Consider the following 14,711-nt stretch of genomic DNA (forward strand, 5'->3'; position numbering starts at 1 on the left):
TGACATTTACCTGTCTATATTATAGAACAAATGCCCATATTAAGAAATTATGACGCTGTGGAAAGCAAAAACGTGATGCTTTTCGGCACCACGTTTTTGCGATATTCAGATATTCGGTTCGGTTTGGAGAGCCTCGCTTGATTTCACAGGTTTAGATTTCAGCGTCAACAGGAACACGGTTGAAAGAATCGAGGCGATACCGAGCAGATCCGTCCAGTGAAGACTGGTCCCGAGCCAAAAAACAGAAAGGAACGTCGCAGAAAGCGGCTCGGCTGATGAAAGCAGGCTTCCGACTGTTGCGCCGATGCGATGCACGCCTTCCAGATAGAGGCTGAAGGAAATGACCGTACCCAACAGGATGATGACCATCAATGCAACAAATGCTGCAAGATCCCAAGTTCCGATGATCCGCCAAGGCTGGTACACGATTGAAAGCAGAACGCCTCCGATCAGCATCCCCCATCCCAACGACAGGAGCGTCCCATACGTTTTGATCAGTCGGGCAGGCTGGAGGTTGTAGATGACGACGGACACAGCCGACAAGAGCCCGTACATCAATGCCTCTTGCGATATGGCCAGGCTGTCAAATCTACCATGCGTGGCCAACAGGAAAATGCCGGCGACCGCAAAGACGATGGCTGCCATTTCAGCCGCCCGCGGTAATTTTCTGTTCTTCACGGAAAGGTAAATCATGATCAGGACAGGGGCCAAAAATTGCAGGACTGTAGCCGTTCCCGCATTCGAATGGCTGATCGTCGCAAAATAGGTGTATTGGCAAAAGGACAGCCCCAAAGCCGCGAACAGGAACAAATCCCTGCGGTCCCATTTTTCTTTCCAGACCCGAAAGATGGCATCCTTTTCTTTTTTGTAGCACAGCACCAACAAAATCAAGCCGGCCATCAGCATTCGGACGGCTACCAGCCAGCCGGAGGTCAAATCGCGTTGTTGCAGCAAAAACTGCCCGCTGGTTCCTGAAATCCCCCACAAGAGAGCCCCTACAACAGTGAATAGCACGCCGGATTTATATTGAGACATTTCATCCCTCCATTCCTTTACATTTTTCAAATAACATCATTATATGCGATGGCCGAACAAATAGAAAGCTGATATTTTTGCTTTGTTTGAAAGGCGATTTTGTGGGATACTGATAAGCGTGAACGAAAACGGAGGTTGAAAAAATTGATACGCATTAAAGAAGCCATTTTACACATTTTGGACATCAACACGAATGAACCGATTTTCTCCTATGCCGGACTGGATACGTCAGAGCGCATGATGATCGAATATATCGAAGCGATGGTCGCAAAGGTCGAAGATTCCGACAGCATGAAAGACGGGATTTTGGAAGAGGACAATCAGATGACTGCCCTGTTCAAGAATTGCCAAAGCGATTTTGTCGAAGGCACGAAAGCCTTGTCGGAAAAATTCTTCAATGTGACCAAATTGAATCCCGAAATCCCACCCGCAGATCTGCTGATCGCGCATTTTGAATTGGATGAAGTGCCCTGCCTTGGGGTATTCAAATTAAATTACTCAGACAGCTATACGCACTTTGTCTCCTACGAAGGGGACGTTCTGACCAACCAAATCATCTTGAACCGCGCCATCCTGCCTTCGCAAAGGCAAGCCATCCAGGAAGGCCTCGTGGTGAATCTGGAGCAGATGGTATACCATGTCATCGAGAAAAAACACATGATCGCCGAGTTGGGTGAAAAGGTAAATTACTTCACGGAAATGTTCCTTGAAGACACGCCGAAACCGAGCCTGAAGGAGAATATCTCGATCATCAAGAAAGCCGTCCAAAAGACAAGCAAAGCCTTCAACGATGAAGAATTCCATGTATTGGCCGAAACGAAGGAAGCTATCGTCACGAGCATGCAGGAAGATAACCTCATCGATAACGAAAAAATCGCTGAAGCCTTGTTCGGCGATAACTTCGCCAAGAAGCAGAAATATTTCGAACAGGTCGAGGAATTGGGCTATGTCGATCGCGCCCCTGCGGAAGCGGCAATCGCTGGACCGAAATATTCCAAACAAAAATTCAGGCTCGATAACGGCATCGAAATCAGCATTCCGTTGGAGCTTTACAAAGACCCTGATGTGGTGGAATTCATCAATAACCCCGACGGCACAACATCCGTCATCATCAAAAATATTGAGAAAATCAAAAACTTATTCTAATTTAAAGAACCGATGGCGCTCAATGCGAGGCCACCGGTTCTTTGTTCATTTCGCTTTTCTGGAGATGTTCAGGATGGACATGCCGTAGAGCAACAGCGCGGTGCCGATCAGGATAAGGATGCTGGTGAAGGGAGTCACTGCCGTTTCCCCGAAGCGGATGGTATGCCCCATCATCAGTTTAAAGGCATCCAACCCTTCAACCGGAACCCCTTTGAACGAGATTTTCAAAGGTTCCTCCATCATCACTTGCCTCATCAGGGAAGCCGAATAGGTCATCGGGAACAGTTTGATGATCGTCTGCACACTATCCGAGAACTGTCCGATCGGCACATAGACCCCGGCAAGGAATCCGATGATGGTGCCGAGGATCGTGCTGGCGGTCGCAAAAGCGTTCTGGCTTTGGAAGAAGGAAGTCAGGAAATAGACCATCGCACTGCTCGTCAACACGGTGAGCAGGATTAGACCGATCATCTTCAGCATGGCCCCCGGAGCCAGCAGCTCCCCGCCGTTCAGGAAGATGTACGCTTCCGCCAACACGAACGTAACCAGACTCATGATGAACCCCACAACAACCGAACTCAGGATATAACCTGCCGCCAATCTGCTCGAACGTATCGGCGAGACCGTAAAGTCCTTCAATATTTTATTGGCCCGGTCATCGATCATGACGGCGAATGCCCCCATCGTTGTCGTCACTCCGGAAACCGAAATGACACCCGACATGATCCAGCTGTCCATGACGTACTGCGCGCCTACTGTATCCCCCAGAGAGCTCGTCAAATTTTTACCCAAGAAAAAGACATAGAGTCCGATGATGATCAGCACTGCCAACAAGGAGAAGAAAACATTCGCCTTATCCCTGAAAAATATTTTGATGTTGCGGCCAACAATCGGTATCATTCCTGCACCTGCTTTCCTGTGATCGCAATAAAGGCATCGTCCATGGAACCAGCCACCACTTCAAAGTATGTCAGATATGGTTTGCATTGCTCCAGAATGGGCAGTGCATCCATCGTTTTGCCTAATTTCACACGGAAAAGATCTTGTTGCAGCTCATACTTCGCCTGATGAGCATCCAAAATGCGGATCACTTCGGAAACTGCTTCGGTACGCATCTTCAATACATCAGAGCTGTACCTTTCCCGCAGTGCATCGGGGGTCCCTTCGGCGATGATTTCACCTTCATCGATGATGACGACATAATCTGCGCTGGCCGCCTCTTCCATGTAATGCGTCGTCAGAAATATCGTCATTCCGTGTTCCGCTTGCAGTTTCCGGATGGTATCCCAAACATTCTTGCGGGTTTGGGGGTCCAAGCCGGTCGTCGGCTCATCCAAAAAGAGAATCTTTGGCGTGTTGATCAAGGCCCGCGCGATGTCAGCCCGCCGCTTCTGCCCACCGGATAATTTCCCGTAGGGCCTATCCAAAAATTCCGTCACACCGGCAGCCTGAGTCGCTCGAAGAAAAGCCGGTTCCCATTCCGATTTGGACAATCCATAAAAACTCCCTCTCACCTCAAGATTTTCCTTGACGGTCAGCAGTTTGTCCAACAAGTTTGTTTGGAAGACGACTCCAATATTGGAGCGGATCGCAAAGTCATCCTTCCCTATAGTGAATCCATTTATCGTGACTTCGCCACTGTCCGCCTGCAGCAGTGTGCAGATGATATCGATCGTCGTTGACTTGCCTGCTCCGTTCGGCCCCAAAAATGCAAAAAGCTGGCCGGCATTCACATGGAAATCGATGTCCTTGACCGCCTGCACATCTCCGAAACGCTTTGATAAGCCTTTTACTTCTATGATTTTTTCCAACTGAAAACACCCTCTCTGATAGCCAAGCGTTGCACATTAAGAATATGTAATATCTTCTTCATGTTCAGTGTATCAGAATGGCGAATGGAGACAAAATAATTGTGTGCCGGAGTACGGTATTCATTGGTTTTTGCATGTGTGCTCCGGTTAACTGCAGTTGCCCGCTCTCCTCCGGCGAACGGAGGCTTCGCCGGAGGTCGGCCAACATTCTGATTCCCTCCTCCGATGAGAAACGCTTGGCAGGAGGTGGGGCTGAAGGTTACCGGCGTACTCCGGTGGGCTGATCCCCGCCGGAGCTGGCGACAGCTCCAGCTGCTCGCCTCCGGCCAGCGGCTACCCACATATTGATGGCGGACAACAAAAAAGCAGAGGCCATCTCATCTTGAGACAGCCTCTGCTTACATTTGTTATGCTCTATCGCAAACGCGTTCTGGTCTGCAGGGGGTTGCGCTTAAGCTGACAAGCGCACATGGTCAAAAAGCGACCACTTTGCGCTTGTCCTCTTAATGCTCCCCCTACCGCAGACCATCACGCTCTCTTGCTCTATCTGCTCTTAACCAACAGATTGATTGCTTGTTGGACGCTTTCTTCTTTCGAAATGTTGTCTTTTTCCTGGTCGTTCACGCAGGCGACCAGATTTTCGGCAACGATGATGCCCATTGCGCGGTCGATGCTGGATCGGACTGCGGACAATTGCGTCACGACGTCGGAACAGTCCTTTCCGTCTTCCATCATGGCAAGGATACCACGCATTTGTCCTTCCGCACGCTTAATGCGGTTGATTATATTTTTGTTGTATTGATTCACACAACCTCACCCCTCCAGGCCGAAATGCCTCCCATTACGTTCGTTACTTTGTAGCCTTTTGAAGCAAGATATTGGCAAGCTGCCATTGAGCGAGCACCGCTAAGGCACATAACATAGTAATTTTCATCCTTATCCAATTGATTAACAGTGTCTTCTAAACCGCTCAAAGGCATAGAGATGGCACCGTCTACGTGCGCATGTGCAAATTCGTCTGCTTCACGTACGTCCAAGAGTTTGACAGGAGTTTTTTTCCATAATTGTTCGAATTCCGGCATTGTAATTGATTGATACATTTTATTTTACCACCTTTTCTGGTCTGACGGTTGCATATAAGCTGAATGCACCATCTAAATTTTTGACTGTAAATCCATTTTGTTTCAATACACGTTCTGCTATATAGCTGCGTAAGCCGCTTTGGCAACTGACGATGATCGGTGTTTCTTTCGATAATTCTCCGATGCGTGCACGCAAGTCGTCAACTGGGATGTTGATGGCGCCATTCAAGGCTCCTAGTCTTGCGATTTCGCCCTCACCGCGGACGTCCAACAGTTGATAGCCAGCTTCCTGCATCTTTTCCAATTCATACCATTGGATGGATTCAGAAACGCCTTCGATGATGTTCATGGCTGCGTAGCCCGCCATGTTGACCGGATCTTTGGCTGATCCGAACGGCGGTGCGTAAGTGAATTCCAATTCCGGCAAATCATGGACCGTCAAATTCCCTTTGATTGCTGTAGCGATGATGTCGATGCGTTTATCTACGCCATCCGCCCCGATAGCTTGCGCTCCGTAAATTTCACCTGTTTTCGGATGGAAAACCAATTTCAGGACGATCGCTGATGCATTCGGATAGTAGCCGGCATGGTTCTTTCCTTGGATATGCACGACTGCATACTCTTTGCCTGACAGCTGCAATTGGCGTTCGTTCAGACCTGTGGAAGCGCCGGCCAAACCGAATACACGCACGATTGCGGTTCCGATGCTGCCTTTATTTTTTCTGTTCAAGCCGCTGATGACATCAGCTACTTGGCGCCCTTGACGGTTCGCTGGCGAAGCCAAAGCGATCATGGTGTCTTCACCAGTGATTTGCTGCTTCACGATGATTGCGTCACCGACTGCATAAATATCTTTTTTGCTTGTTTCATAGTTTTCATCCACCAGAATACCCCCGCGCATACCTGTTTCGATACCCGCAGCTATCGCTAGGCTGTTCTCAGGTTGGACGCCGACTGACATGATCGTCAAATCGCTTTCCAGTGTCACGCCGTTTTCAAGGACTATCGTTTTACCTTCATTTTGGAAAGCCGTAGCCGCAACTCCTGTATACAGCGTCACGCCGTTCGCTTTCAATTCATCCGCTAAGTAAGCAGCCATTTCTTCATCGAATGGAGGCAAGACATGCGGTGCTTTTTCGACGATTGTCACAGCCAAACCGCGGTGCGCTAAGCTTTCAGCCATTTCAAGACCGATGAAGCCTGCTCCGATGACGACCGCTTTTTTCGGTTTATGCTCAAGGATGAAACCTGTGACAGCATCCACATCCGGTACATTGCGCATTGTGAAGATATTTTTGGCTTCGGACAGACCTTCTGCTGGCGGTACGAATGGCTTCGCGCCTGGGGATAAAATGACTTTATCGTAAGCCAGTTGGTATTCGCCATCTTTAGAACGGACTGTCACTTCTTTTTTATCCGCATCGATTGCAATCGCTTCGCTGAAAGGACGGACATCCAAGTCAAAACGAGCGCGCAGTTGCTCGGGGGTTTGAACCAACAGATCGCTGCGTTCTTGGATATCACCTGAAACATAGTAAGGCAAGCCACAGTTCGCAAAGGAAACGAAGGGGCCTTTTTCCAGTACGATGATTTCTGCATCTTCATTCAATCTTCTCAAACGTGTTGCAGCGGACATACCGCCTGCCACTCCACCGATAATAACAATTTTCATCATAGCTTTCCTCCTCTTGTAGGTCCTGACCATGCGGACATGCCACCTTTGACATTGACTACATCGTAGCCTTTGGATTTTAAGATGGTCGCTGCACGTTTGCTGCGTCCGCCTGATTGGCAGACCACATACACTTTACCCTTAGGAGTATATGTTTCCGCTTTTCTCAACGGAACATTTTTTGCGCCCGGAATATGTCCGGCGATGAATTCATTCGGCTCACGGACATCGATTATTTGTGGTTTTTCAGTTAATTTTGCTTCCAGTTCCTTAGTGGAAACGGAAGGCATACTGTTGAATAAATTAAATAGCATACTTGGCTCCTTTTTCGTAAGTAGTATCAATCGCTTATGGACTTATAATACCCCATAGGGTATATTTTGTAAACCATTTTTATTCAAAAATTTTTAAAATGTTCAAAAACCCTGATACATAGCCATTTCCGCAGCAATCAATCAAAAAAGACCGCAAAAGTTGCGTAGGAACGCAACTCTGCAGTCTTGCTTCTTATTGATTGCTTTTATTCTCTGCACGTAGGCGTTCGATAAAGCTTTTTATGTGTTCGAAGGCTTCTTTCAGCTCTTCGATTGAATAAGCGTAGGAAATACGTATAAAGCCCTCTCCGCTCTCTCCGAAGGCTGTTCCCGGCACAACGGCCACTTTTTCCTCCATGACCAAACGGGTAGCGAACTCTTCCGAAGTCAAACCGAATTCGGTTATGTTCGGGAAGATATAAAAGGCGCCATAAGGTACAAAACAAGGCAATTCCAAATCTTTTAGGACTTTCATTAGATAACGGCGGCGTTGATTGTAGCTTTCACGCATCTCGGCAACATTGTCATCGCAGTTCCGCAACGCAACGATACCGGCGTACTGACTCGTTGTCGGTGCGGCCATGATGGCGAATTGATGGATTTTGATCATCTGCTCCATAATGATCGGGGGAGCAGTTGCATAGCCCAGACGCCAACCGGTCATCGCATACCCTTTCGAGAAGCCATTGATGTAAACGGTCCGTTCCTTCATTCCCGGCAAAGCGGCAATGCTGAAGTGATTTCCATTGTAGGAAAGTTCACTATAAATTTCATCAGTGATGACGAATAGATCGTTGGCGATGATGACTTCAGCGATCGCTTCCAGGTCCTCTTTGGACATGACGGCCCCAGTCGGATTGTTGGGATAAGAAAGAATCAGCACTTTTGTTTTCGGAGTGATCGCCGCTTCCAGCTCTTCTTTCGTCAAACGGAATTGGTTCTTCTCCTGCAACGGGATAGCGACGGGGACCCCGTCAGCCAATACGATGCACGGAAGATAGGAAACATAGCATGGCTCCGCGTAGACGACCTCATCACCCGGATCCAGCATGGCCCGCAACGCCAAATCGATGGCTTCACTTCCGCCTACCGTAACGACAGTTTCATCCTCGGGGGAATAGTGCAGATTGTAGCGACGTTCCAAGTATAAGCAGATTTCCTGACGCAGTTCCGCCAAACCGGCATTGGCTGTGTAGAAGGTGCGCCCTTTTTGGAGGGTATACATGCCTTCGTCACGCACAATCCAAGGGGTGTCAAAGTCGGGCTCGCCTACACCCAACGAAATCACTCCGGGTATCTCATTCGCAATATCAAAAAATCTCCGGATGCCGGAAGGTTTGATTTCGCGCACCTTAGCATTTATCGGATTTCTCATGGAGTCAGCACCATCCGTTTGTCGTCACCCTCATCCACGAACAACGTGCCGTGGTCTTTATAACGTTTCAATACGAAATGAGTGGTGGTTGATTGTACTTCGTCGATCACAGAAAGGCGTTTCGCAACAAACAGAGCAATCTCTTTCATCGGAGCTTTCTTCAGTTGCACCATAAAATCGAACCCGCCGGACATCAGGAATACGGTCTCCACTTCCGGGAATTGGTAGACTTTTTCCGCGATACGGTCAAATCCGGACCCTCTTTGCGGATTTACGCGCAACTCGATGATGGCAGAAACTTCGTCATCGCCGGTCTTGTCCCAATTGATCAAAGTATGGTAGCCGCAGATGATTTTGTCCGCTTCCAGTTCTTTCACGGCAACCGCCACTACTTCTGTGTCCACGCCCAACATCACCGCAACTTCTTCATCAGTCAGTTTGTTGTTCTTTTCGATAATCTTCAGAATCTTTTCCTTCAATTCGTTTTTCATCGTTTTGCCTCCTCTGGCTGTACGCATTCGGGCCATTTTCAGGCTCTATTATTCATTTTTTGATAAATGAAATTTCTTTCATTTTATCACCCCTGACAGGCACTTGCAAATATGTTTTCGGGAATGGAGACTGGCAGGACGGCCCATCAGCACTGAAAAAACCGCAAAAAAAACTCCACAGGCTCGCGGAGCGCGGACTTGTGAAGTTTTTTCCTTATCGATTAATAACGCGTATCCAAGAATCCGCAGAATGCATCTACTGGAGAAACGCCAGTGAATTCGGAACGGCCAACCATTTTGTTGACAAGAGCTTGCAGTGTGAAGTCTTTTGAATCGTATGTGTTGATGTACGTTTGTACTTGCGGCACGTCAGCCAAGTGGTTCGGTGCTTGCACAGATACAAAGATTGTAGGGATCTCATGGACATAGAATGGAATGTCCGGTGTCCCTTTTGAAGCTGGCCATTGGATGCGTTGATCCGTATTCGGTTGTACCGAAGCTACGTTGATGACCAAATCGTAAGCCGCAATCAAATCTTTGATCGGACGTTTCTGAGCGTAAACGTTAGCAACTGCAGCGGCTCTTTCTTCTTCCGGTAATTTGTTGATCCGCTCTTCCGTGGATTCCCAGATGGAGACTTCAAAGCCTTCAGCTTCCAGGATACCTTTCAATGTATCGACAGGACGGACCGCTTCGCCGCCGATCATTGCGCCGAAGCCGCCTTTGTGGCCCTCAACGTTGACCAACAGGACACGTTTCGTTTTATCCGGTGAGATCGGGAAGATGTTTTGGTTGTTTTTGACCAAAGTGATTGCTTTGTCGGCAACTTCAACTGCGATAGCTTTGTTTTCCGGCAAGCCGATTTTAGCCATCGCTTCTTCTTTGGATGGCAAGATTTCTGTTTTCGCTTTTTTGTGCAGACCTAAAGCAGCTTTTGTGCCCAAGATGCGCGTCAAAGCTTCTTCCAAACGCTCGTCCGTGATGACGCCGTTGTTGTATCCATCCAACATCCATTGGAAATCTTCGTCCGGATCATTGAAGAACAAGAACAAGTCGGAACCTGCAGCGATAGCTGTCGGCAGCATATCTTGACGTTTCATGGCGGAAGTCATCGCAACCATGTGGCTGGCATCGGTTACGACCAAGCCGTTGAAGCCCATCTTGTCGCGCAGTAAGTCCGTCAGGATGTATTTGTTCAAAGTAGCCGGCATAATCTGTTCTTGAACGGTAGCAGCCGGATTGAAGTATTTCACGTATTCAGGCAAGGAGATGTGCCCTGCCATGATGGAAGGCAAGCCGGCATCGAACAAAGTGCCGTACACTTTACCGAAAGTAGCATCCCATTCTTCAGTGGAATATGGGTTCACGCTGAACGACAAATGTTGGTCGCGCTCATCGATTCCGTCGCCAGGGAAGTGTTTTGCCGCAGGCGCAATGCCGCTTTCCTGGATACCCTTCATGTATGCCAATGACAACGCAATCGTTTTGTCCACATCGCCGCTCCATGTGCGCGTCGCAATGATCGGGTTACGCCAGTTGCGATTGATGTCCACGATAGGGGCGAAACTCCAGTTGCAGCCGATAGCAGCAGCTTCGACACCGGAAACGCGGCCCATTTCATATGCATACTTCGTGTCATTTGTAGCAGCGATTTTCACTTCAACACCGACATAGGTGCCGTCTTTACATGCGCCATTGCCGCCTGCTTCTGTGTTGGCAGCGATCAACAAAGGAATTTTGCTGTTTTCCTGCAAAATTTTATTTTGCTCATATACTTCTTCGGCCATACCCGGATTGTAGCGGACTCCGCCGATGTGATAGTTATTCAGTACGCCAGTCAAATATTCCTCCGTGCGCTCTGACCCCATGTTAATAAACAGTTGACCGATTTTTTCTTCGATCGTCATGTCTGCGATTGTATCTTTGACCCATTTGATTCCCTCGGTATCCAAGTTATAAGGTTTTGCTGTTAATTCGACTCTCATGATTTGACCCCTCTCAAAATAGTTCTGGAACAGACCTAAGCTACAGCGGGTTGGCGTTAGCACCGTCTTTCCTACAAGAACAAGTATAGGCATTTTATCTAAAAAAATGAAGGCACTTACACCCCCTTTTTGAAAGGTTCGGATTCTGTTCAAAATTGAAGCCTTGGACAAAAACGGTGAATACCAAGCCCTATACTGTATAGAAAACCGCTTTATGAAGCCATTTTAATCGATCAAAAGCGAATTTAAAAAATCCCAACCGACAAAAACAAATCCTGATTCGTTTGTCATTTTTTTGTCACAGTATCCCGCAAACAAAAAAATGGAGCGCTCCCAAGGAAGGCTCCATTTTCATTTTTTATGATTAAAACTCATTCGACAAGTTCGCCGACGATTGGCAGACCTTCAAGGACCTTTAGTCCGTGAGGCGACTGATTAGTGATTTCTTCCGTCAGTTCATTGCCAGCCGTCAAACCTAATTTGTGTTCTCCATCTTTCCATGCTTCCACGTTTGTGACGTCATAGACTACCCCATCGACAGCAACATAAGCCGGCTGGCCGTCCTTGCCGTTGTATTGGCTGAGTTCTTCGAGCGTGAAGGTTCGCATTTCTTCAGCTGAACTGCTGACCGAGACGACTTCGGAACTCGTCGTTGCGCTATCTTCGACAGAGGCAGGCGCACACGCGACCAATAACAGGCCTGCTACCCCTGCTTGCAGCATCAGGCTCAATTTTATTTTCGACATCTTCGGTTCCTCCTTCATCATAAACCAAATGTTTCATAATGGATGCGGTCTTTGGACACGCCTTTTTTAAGCAAAACTGCTTCGACGGCGTTCATGAATGGCGGTGGACCGCACAACAGATACTCAGCAGCCTCGTATCGGATTTCTTGATCCTGGAGAATCTTATCAATTTTCCCTTCATCGAGAAAGCCGCTCTCATTGGCATAGAATGGCACCAAACGGAAATCAGGGAGCCTGTCCTTCAATGATTGAAGCTTATCGACAAAAGCAAATTCATCCCGATTTTTCAGACTCCAGACCAGCACCATTCTGTTCGGGAACTGTAGGTGCGCACTGTTTTCCAATATCCCCAACATCGGTGTGATCCCGATGCCTCCCGCAAACATGACCATGCTCACAGCTTTATCGTGCATGCCTTCCTGGACATGCCACATACCGCCATGAGGGCCTTCAAGCGATGCTTTGACTCCCGGCTGCAATGTTTGGAACCGGTGCGTGTAATCCCCGGAATCCTTGATGGCCAGTGCGACTTCATCCCGATCCTGCGGGGCACTGATCAGCGAGAAAGGATGCTCTTCAGATGAATACTGTGGGTCATACAGGCGCAGAAAGACAAACTGCCCGGCTTGGTACGGGAATAGTTTGCCGTTGTCAGGCTTCAGATGGACTTCCAAGACATTGCCCTTTTCCGGTTTTGTGGCAGTGACTGTGTATAGATTTTTTTTTAGTCTGACCGGCTTAAGGAATTTGTGGTTGATGTACAAGCTAAACGCCAAAGCGAAATAGCCTCCGAAAATGGCGGCGGCGAGGTAGTCGCCCTGCACGATCACGGTCATGGTCAAGACATGGATAGCCAAAAAAGTGGCGGCTAGGATGTTGAAATTATGGACGAATTTCATCTTCTCGTAGTTGGCGATAGGATATTTTTTGAGGGTTGTTTTGGCTGTTTTGACGATTTTTTTTCGCCCAAACCAGTTCGTTAGGATGAGAGCGGAAAGGACAGCGATGGTCAAAAAGAAGATGATGGCCAAGTCCCCGAAGATGGTCGAGTAGCGGTATACCCAGCCCCAGAGAACCGTTACCCATAATTTATGGGTGACTCCGATCGACAAGGCGACGACGGCCATGATGGCATGGAATCGATTCAGCTTGTCCAAGCTGAAGTATTGTTCGATGAACCTCGGACGGGATGCGATGATGACTCCCGTCAAAAGCCAAGTATAGGACACAATCCCCAGAAAAGGCGGGCCTGCGGAAAGGAAGCTCCTGTTCCTGAGTGCGACTGCGGCGATAAGTACAGGGAGAAGGATATAAGCGGCAACAATCAGCATGCGCATCAGTTTTCTGTTCATTACTGAGACCTCTTTTCTTCTGCTGGTTTCGGATGACAGATGCAAGCAGCGTTTCCTTTGGGCAAGGAACGCATCTCTTGTGTCCATTTTATAACGTTACGCAAACGGATACAAACCAGAAGCCTCGAGCGATAAAATGCAAAAGCGATCAGAAGATACTTCTGAGGCCAAAAGCTGTGATACAATGAAAAAAATACTCCAAACAAGGAATGATGATATGGATCATACAAAAAAAGAACTGACCTGCAACCAGACACGGAACGTGCGCACTGCGTTCGTGTCTTACAGCGAATTGAACGATAAAGATACCCTGTTCGGCGGCGAAATCATGTCGCACTTCGACTCAGCCTGCGGCAGGGCCGTGTTCAATTTCGTCAAGCGGCCTTCCTTCACTGCGACTGTCGATTTGGTCGCTTTCATCCAACCCGTACGGATAAATGAGGCCATCTACGTGGAGGCTTATGTTTCCGGCTGCGGGAACACATCCGTGGAGGCTTTCGCCAAACTGACCGCCACGGATGTCCGCTCTGGCGAAAGCCGCATCTGTGCCTACGCCTTCCTGACTTTCGTCATCACCGACAGCTCTGACCCGGACTTTGCGATGCCGATTATCCAGCCCGAGTCGGAGGAAGAGAAGCTAATCTGCTCCGGGTACGAGGAGCGCAGAATCAACAATCTGGTCAAACGCAACCAGAACAGCAAACTCCTTTCCGGTCTTTCCACCAAACAGATTTGGGATGCCTGACAAAGAAGAGCCGTAATGCCTGCTGGCGTTTCGGCTCTTCTTTCATCGTTCTACAATTCGTGGAAAATCGGCTGCATCCCTTCGAAGGTGCAGTACTGCTCATATCCCAACGCCTTCAGTTCCAACTTGGTGTCTTTGATATACGCCCCAAGGTGATGCTTTTCATGGCTGTCGCTGCCGATCGTCACAATCCTGCCACCCAAGTCCTTGTAGAGCCTCAAAATGGCTCTTGATGGCGTCAGATCCTTCAGGCCATATCTGTGGGAGGACGTGTTCACTTCGATTCCTTTGCCGTCCTGGATGACCTTCTTGAGAATTTCGGTGATGATCTCCTCTACCGCTTCGAATGGGTAATCCCCTTTCATGTCATAGCGCTTGATCAGATCAAGATGACCCAGCACACTGTAGTCTTTGTAGCGGGAGATGACATCCAGGATTTCTTGATAGTAACTATCATTGTATTCTTTTTGGGTTTTCCCGTTCTGGAAGTCCTGAGTCCAAAACTCTTTGTCTCCGACCTGATGGCAGGAAAGGATCACAAAATCCAGTTCAAAGCGATCGTACAACTTTTGGAAAACTTCGATGGTATGGGTTTGCATCCCGAATTCCAAGCCTGTCCGGATGGCGATGTTTTCCGCATACTTTTCCTTCAAGCGGCCTAACTCTTCAAAATAAGCCGGATAATCGACGTTCAGGATCTTTCCGATTTTTTCCTCTTCCGACAAGTTTTCCGGATCGACCTTGATTCCGTAGTCGACGTGGTCCGTGAAGCAGATTTCCGCCATCCCCAATCTGATGGCATCCTTTACGACGTCTTCCATCGGGTAGACGGAATCGTCGCTGTAATACGTATGGACATGATAATCGCAGAACATTATAGCCCTCCTTTTTCCCGTCGATAAACTCGGTCTATCGACTGTGTATACATCCATTTTAACATCCGCCGCACAAAAAACT

At 48.2% G+C, this 14,711-nt stretch carries 15 protein-coding genes; 2 read left to right on the forward strand and 13 right to left on the reverse strand.

Annotation, left to right across the window (positions count from 1 at the left end; all coding sequences use genetic code 11):
• Nucleotides 1–105 precede the first annotated feature (105 nt).
• The gene (locus C7R73_RS02685; RefSeq protein ID WP_106448991.1) at nucleotides 106–1,035 is read right to left on the reverse strand and encodes an EamA family transporter; all 930 of its coding nucleotides are present in this window, start codon (nucleotides 1,033–1,035) and stop codon (nucleotides 106–108) included.
• Between the two features lie 144 nt (nucleotides 1,036–1,179).
• On the opposite strand from C7R73_RS02685, the gene C7R73_RS02690 reads away from it, so the two are divergent.
• Entirely contained in the window at nucleotides 1,180–2,181 is a 1,002-nt protein-coding gene (locus tag C7R73_RS02690; RefSeq protein ID WP_106448992.1) for a nucleoid-associated protein, read from the forward strand.
• A gap of 45 nt (nucleotides 2,182–2,226) precedes the next feature.
• On the opposite strand, the gene C7R73_RS02695 is transcribed toward C7R73_RS02690, so the two are convergent.
• The 11 genes from C7R73_RS02695 to C7R73_RS02745 all read right to left on the reverse strand — a co-directional run bounded on the left by C7R73_RS02695 (nucleotide 2,227) and on the right by C7R73_RS02745 (nucleotide 13,009).
• Nucleotides 2,227–3,081 carry an ABC transporter permease gene (locus tag C7R73_RS02695; protein ID WP_106448993.1) on the reverse strand — a complete coding sequence of 285 codons (855 nt, stop codon included), beginning with the start codon at nucleotides 3,079–3,081 and terminating at the stop codon, nucleotides 2,227–2,229.
• The gene (locus tag C7R73_RS02700; RefSeq protein WP_106448994.1) at nucleotides 3,078–3,992 is read right to left on the reverse strand and encodes an ABC transporter ATP-binding protein; all 915 of its coding nucleotides are present in this window, start codon (nucleotides 3,990–3,992) and stop codon (nucleotides 3,078–3,080) included. Before C7R73_RS02700 ends, C7R73_RS02695 begins: the two co-directional genes overlap by 4 nt.
• Before the next feature lie 543 nt (nucleotides 3,993–4,535).
• Nucleotides 4,536–4,799 carry a metal-sensitive transcriptional regulator gene (locus C7R73_RS02705; protein WP_086987260.1) on the reverse strand — a complete coding sequence of 88 codons (264 nt, stop codon included), beginning with the start codon at nucleotides 4,797–4,799 and terminating at the stop codon, nucleotides 4,536–4,538.
• Nucleotides 4,796–5,092 carry a rhodanese-like domain-containing protein gene (locus C7R73_RS02710; RefSeq protein ID WP_106448995.1) on the reverse strand — a complete coding sequence of 99 codons (297 nt, stop codon included), beginning with the start codon at nucleotides 5,090–5,092 and terminating at the stop codon, nucleotides 4,796–4,798. Before C7R73_RS02710 ends, C7R73_RS02705 begins: the two co-directional genes overlap by 4 nt.
• A 1-nt stretch (nucleotide 5,093) precedes the next feature.
• Entirely contained in the window at nucleotides 5,094–6,746 is a 1,653-nt protein-coding gene (locus C7R73_RS02715) for an FAD-dependent oxidoreductase (protein ID WP_106449093.1), read from the reverse strand.
• Entirely contained in the window at nucleotides 6,746–7,060 is a 315-nt protein-coding gene (locus C7R73_RS02720) for a rhodanese-like domain-containing protein (RefSeq protein ID WP_106448996.1), read from the reverse strand. Before C7R73_RS02720 ends, C7R73_RS02715 begins: the two co-directional genes overlap by 1 nt.
• Nucleotides 7,061–7,253: 193 nt before the next feature.
• Nucleotides 7,254–8,435 carry an aminotransferase class I/II-fold pyridoxal phosphate-dependent enzyme gene (locus C7R73_RS02725; RefSeq protein WP_106448997.1) on the reverse strand — a complete coding sequence of 394 codons (1,182 nt, stop codon included), beginning with the start codon at nucleotides 8,433–8,435 and terminating at the stop codon, nucleotides 7,254–7,256.
• Nucleotides 8,432–8,926: an Lrp/AsnC family transcriptional regulator gene (locus C7R73_RS02730; protein ID WP_086626843.1), complete on the reverse strand. Its 495-nt coding sequence runs from the start codon at nucleotides 8,924–8,926 to the stop codon at nucleotides 8,432–8,434. The genes C7R73_RS02725 and C7R73_RS02730 overlap by 4 nt, the downstream gene beginning before the upstream one ends.
• Before the next feature lie 221 nt (nucleotides 8,927–9,147).
• Complete coding sequence (locus tag C7R73_RS02735; protein WP_106448998.1) at nucleotides 9,148–10,911, reverse strand: glycoside hydrolase family 3 protein; 1,764 nt, start codon at nucleotides 10,909–10,911, stop codon at nucleotides 9,148–9,150.
• A 371-nt stretch (nucleotides 10,912–11,282) separates the two neighbouring features.
• Nucleotides 11,283–11,519 carry a cytochrome b5 domain-containing protein gene (locus C7R73_RS02740; RefSeq protein ID WP_106449094.1) on the reverse strand — a complete coding sequence of 79 codons (237 nt, stop codon included), beginning with the start codon at nucleotides 11,517–11,519 and terminating at the stop codon, nucleotides 11,283–11,285.
• 155 nt (nucleotides 11,520–11,674) lie between these two features.
• Nucleotides 11,675–13,009, reverse strand: a complete 1,335-nt coding sequence (locus C7R73_RS02745; protein WP_161525848.1) for a ferredoxin reductase family protein — start codon at nucleotides 13,007–13,009, stop codon at nucleotides 11,675–11,677.
• Nucleotides 13,010–13,226: 217 nt separating this feature from the next.
• Here C7R73_RS02745 and C7R73_RS02750 point away from each other — a divergent pair, with 217 nt between their 5' ends.
• On the forward strand, nucleotides 13,227–13,754 hold the full coding sequence (locus C7R73_RS02750; RefSeq protein ID WP_161525849.1) for an acyl-CoA thioesterase: 528 nt from the start codon (nucleotides 13,227–13,229) through the stop codon (nucleotides 13,752–13,754).
• Nucleotides 13,755–13,804: 50 nt separating this feature from the next.
• On the opposite strand, the gene C7R73_RS02755 is transcribed toward C7R73_RS02750, so the two are convergent.
• Nucleotides 13,805–14,629, reverse strand: a complete 825-nt coding sequence (locus C7R73_RS02755) for a histidinol-phosphatase HisJ family protein (protein ID WP_106449001.1) — start codon at nucleotides 14,627–14,629, stop codon at nucleotides 13,805–13,807.
• Nucleotides 14,630–14,711 lie beyond the last annotated feature (82 nt).

The sequence above is a fragment of the Trichococcus alkaliphilus genome (assembly GCF_003008695.1).
In the GTDB taxonomy this organism is placed as follows: domain Bacteria; phylum Bacillota; class Bacilli; order Lactobacillales; family Aerococcaceae; genus Trichococcus; species Trichococcus alkaliphilus.

Excerpts from the sequence above, each read along its gene's own strand:
- C7R73_RS02685 (WP_106448991.1), bottom strand. The coding sequence starts at position 1,035 with ATGTCTCAATATAAATCCGGCGTGCTATTCACTGTTGTAGGGGCTCTC.
- C7R73_RS02695 (WP_106448993.1), bottom strand. The coding sequence starts at position 3,081 with ATGATACCGATTGTTGGCCGCAACATCAAAATATTTTTCAGGGATAAG.
- C7R73_RS02710 (WP_106448995.1), bottom strand. The coding sequence starts at position 5,092 with ATGTATCAATCAATTACAATGCCGGAATTCGAACAATTATGGAAAAAA.
- C7R73_RS02715 (WP_106449093.1), bottom strand. The coding sequence starts at position 6,746 with ATGAAAATTGTTATTATCGGTGGAGTGGCAGGCGGTATGTCCGCTGCA.
- C7R73_RS02720 (WP_106448996.1), bottom strand. The coding sequence starts at position 7,060 with ATGCTATTTAATTTATTCAACAGTATGCCTTCCGTTTCCACTAAGGAA.
- C7R73_RS02725 (WP_106448997.1), bottom strand. The coding sequence starts at position 8,435 with ATGAGAAATCCGATAAATGCTAAGGTGCGCGAAATCAAACCTTCCGGC.
- C7R73_RS02730 (WP_086626843.1), bottom strand. The coding sequence starts at position 8,926 with ATGAAAAACGAATTGAAGGAAAAGATTCTGAAGATTATCGAAAAGAAC.
- C7R73_RS02735 (WP_106448998.1), bottom strand. The coding sequence starts at position 10,911 with ATGAGAGTCGAATTAACAGCAAAACCTTATAACTTGGATACCGAGGGA.
- C7R73_RS02740 (WP_106449094.1), bottom strand. The coding sequence starts at position 11,519 with ATGCGAACCTTCACGCTCGAAGAACTCAGCCAATACAACGGCAAGGAC.
- C7R73_RS02745 (WP_161525848.1), bottom strand. The coding sequence starts at position 13,009 with ATGAACAGAAAACTGATGCGCATGCTGATTGTTGCCGCTTATATCCTT.
- C7R73_RS02750 (WP_161525849.1), top strand. The coding sequence starts at position 13,227 with ATGGATCATACAAAAAAAGAACTGACCTGCAACCAGACACGGAACGTG.
- C7R73_RS02755 (WP_106449001.1), bottom strand. The coding sequence starts at position 14,629 with ATGTTCTGCGATTATCATGTCCATACGTATTACAGCGACGATTCCGTC.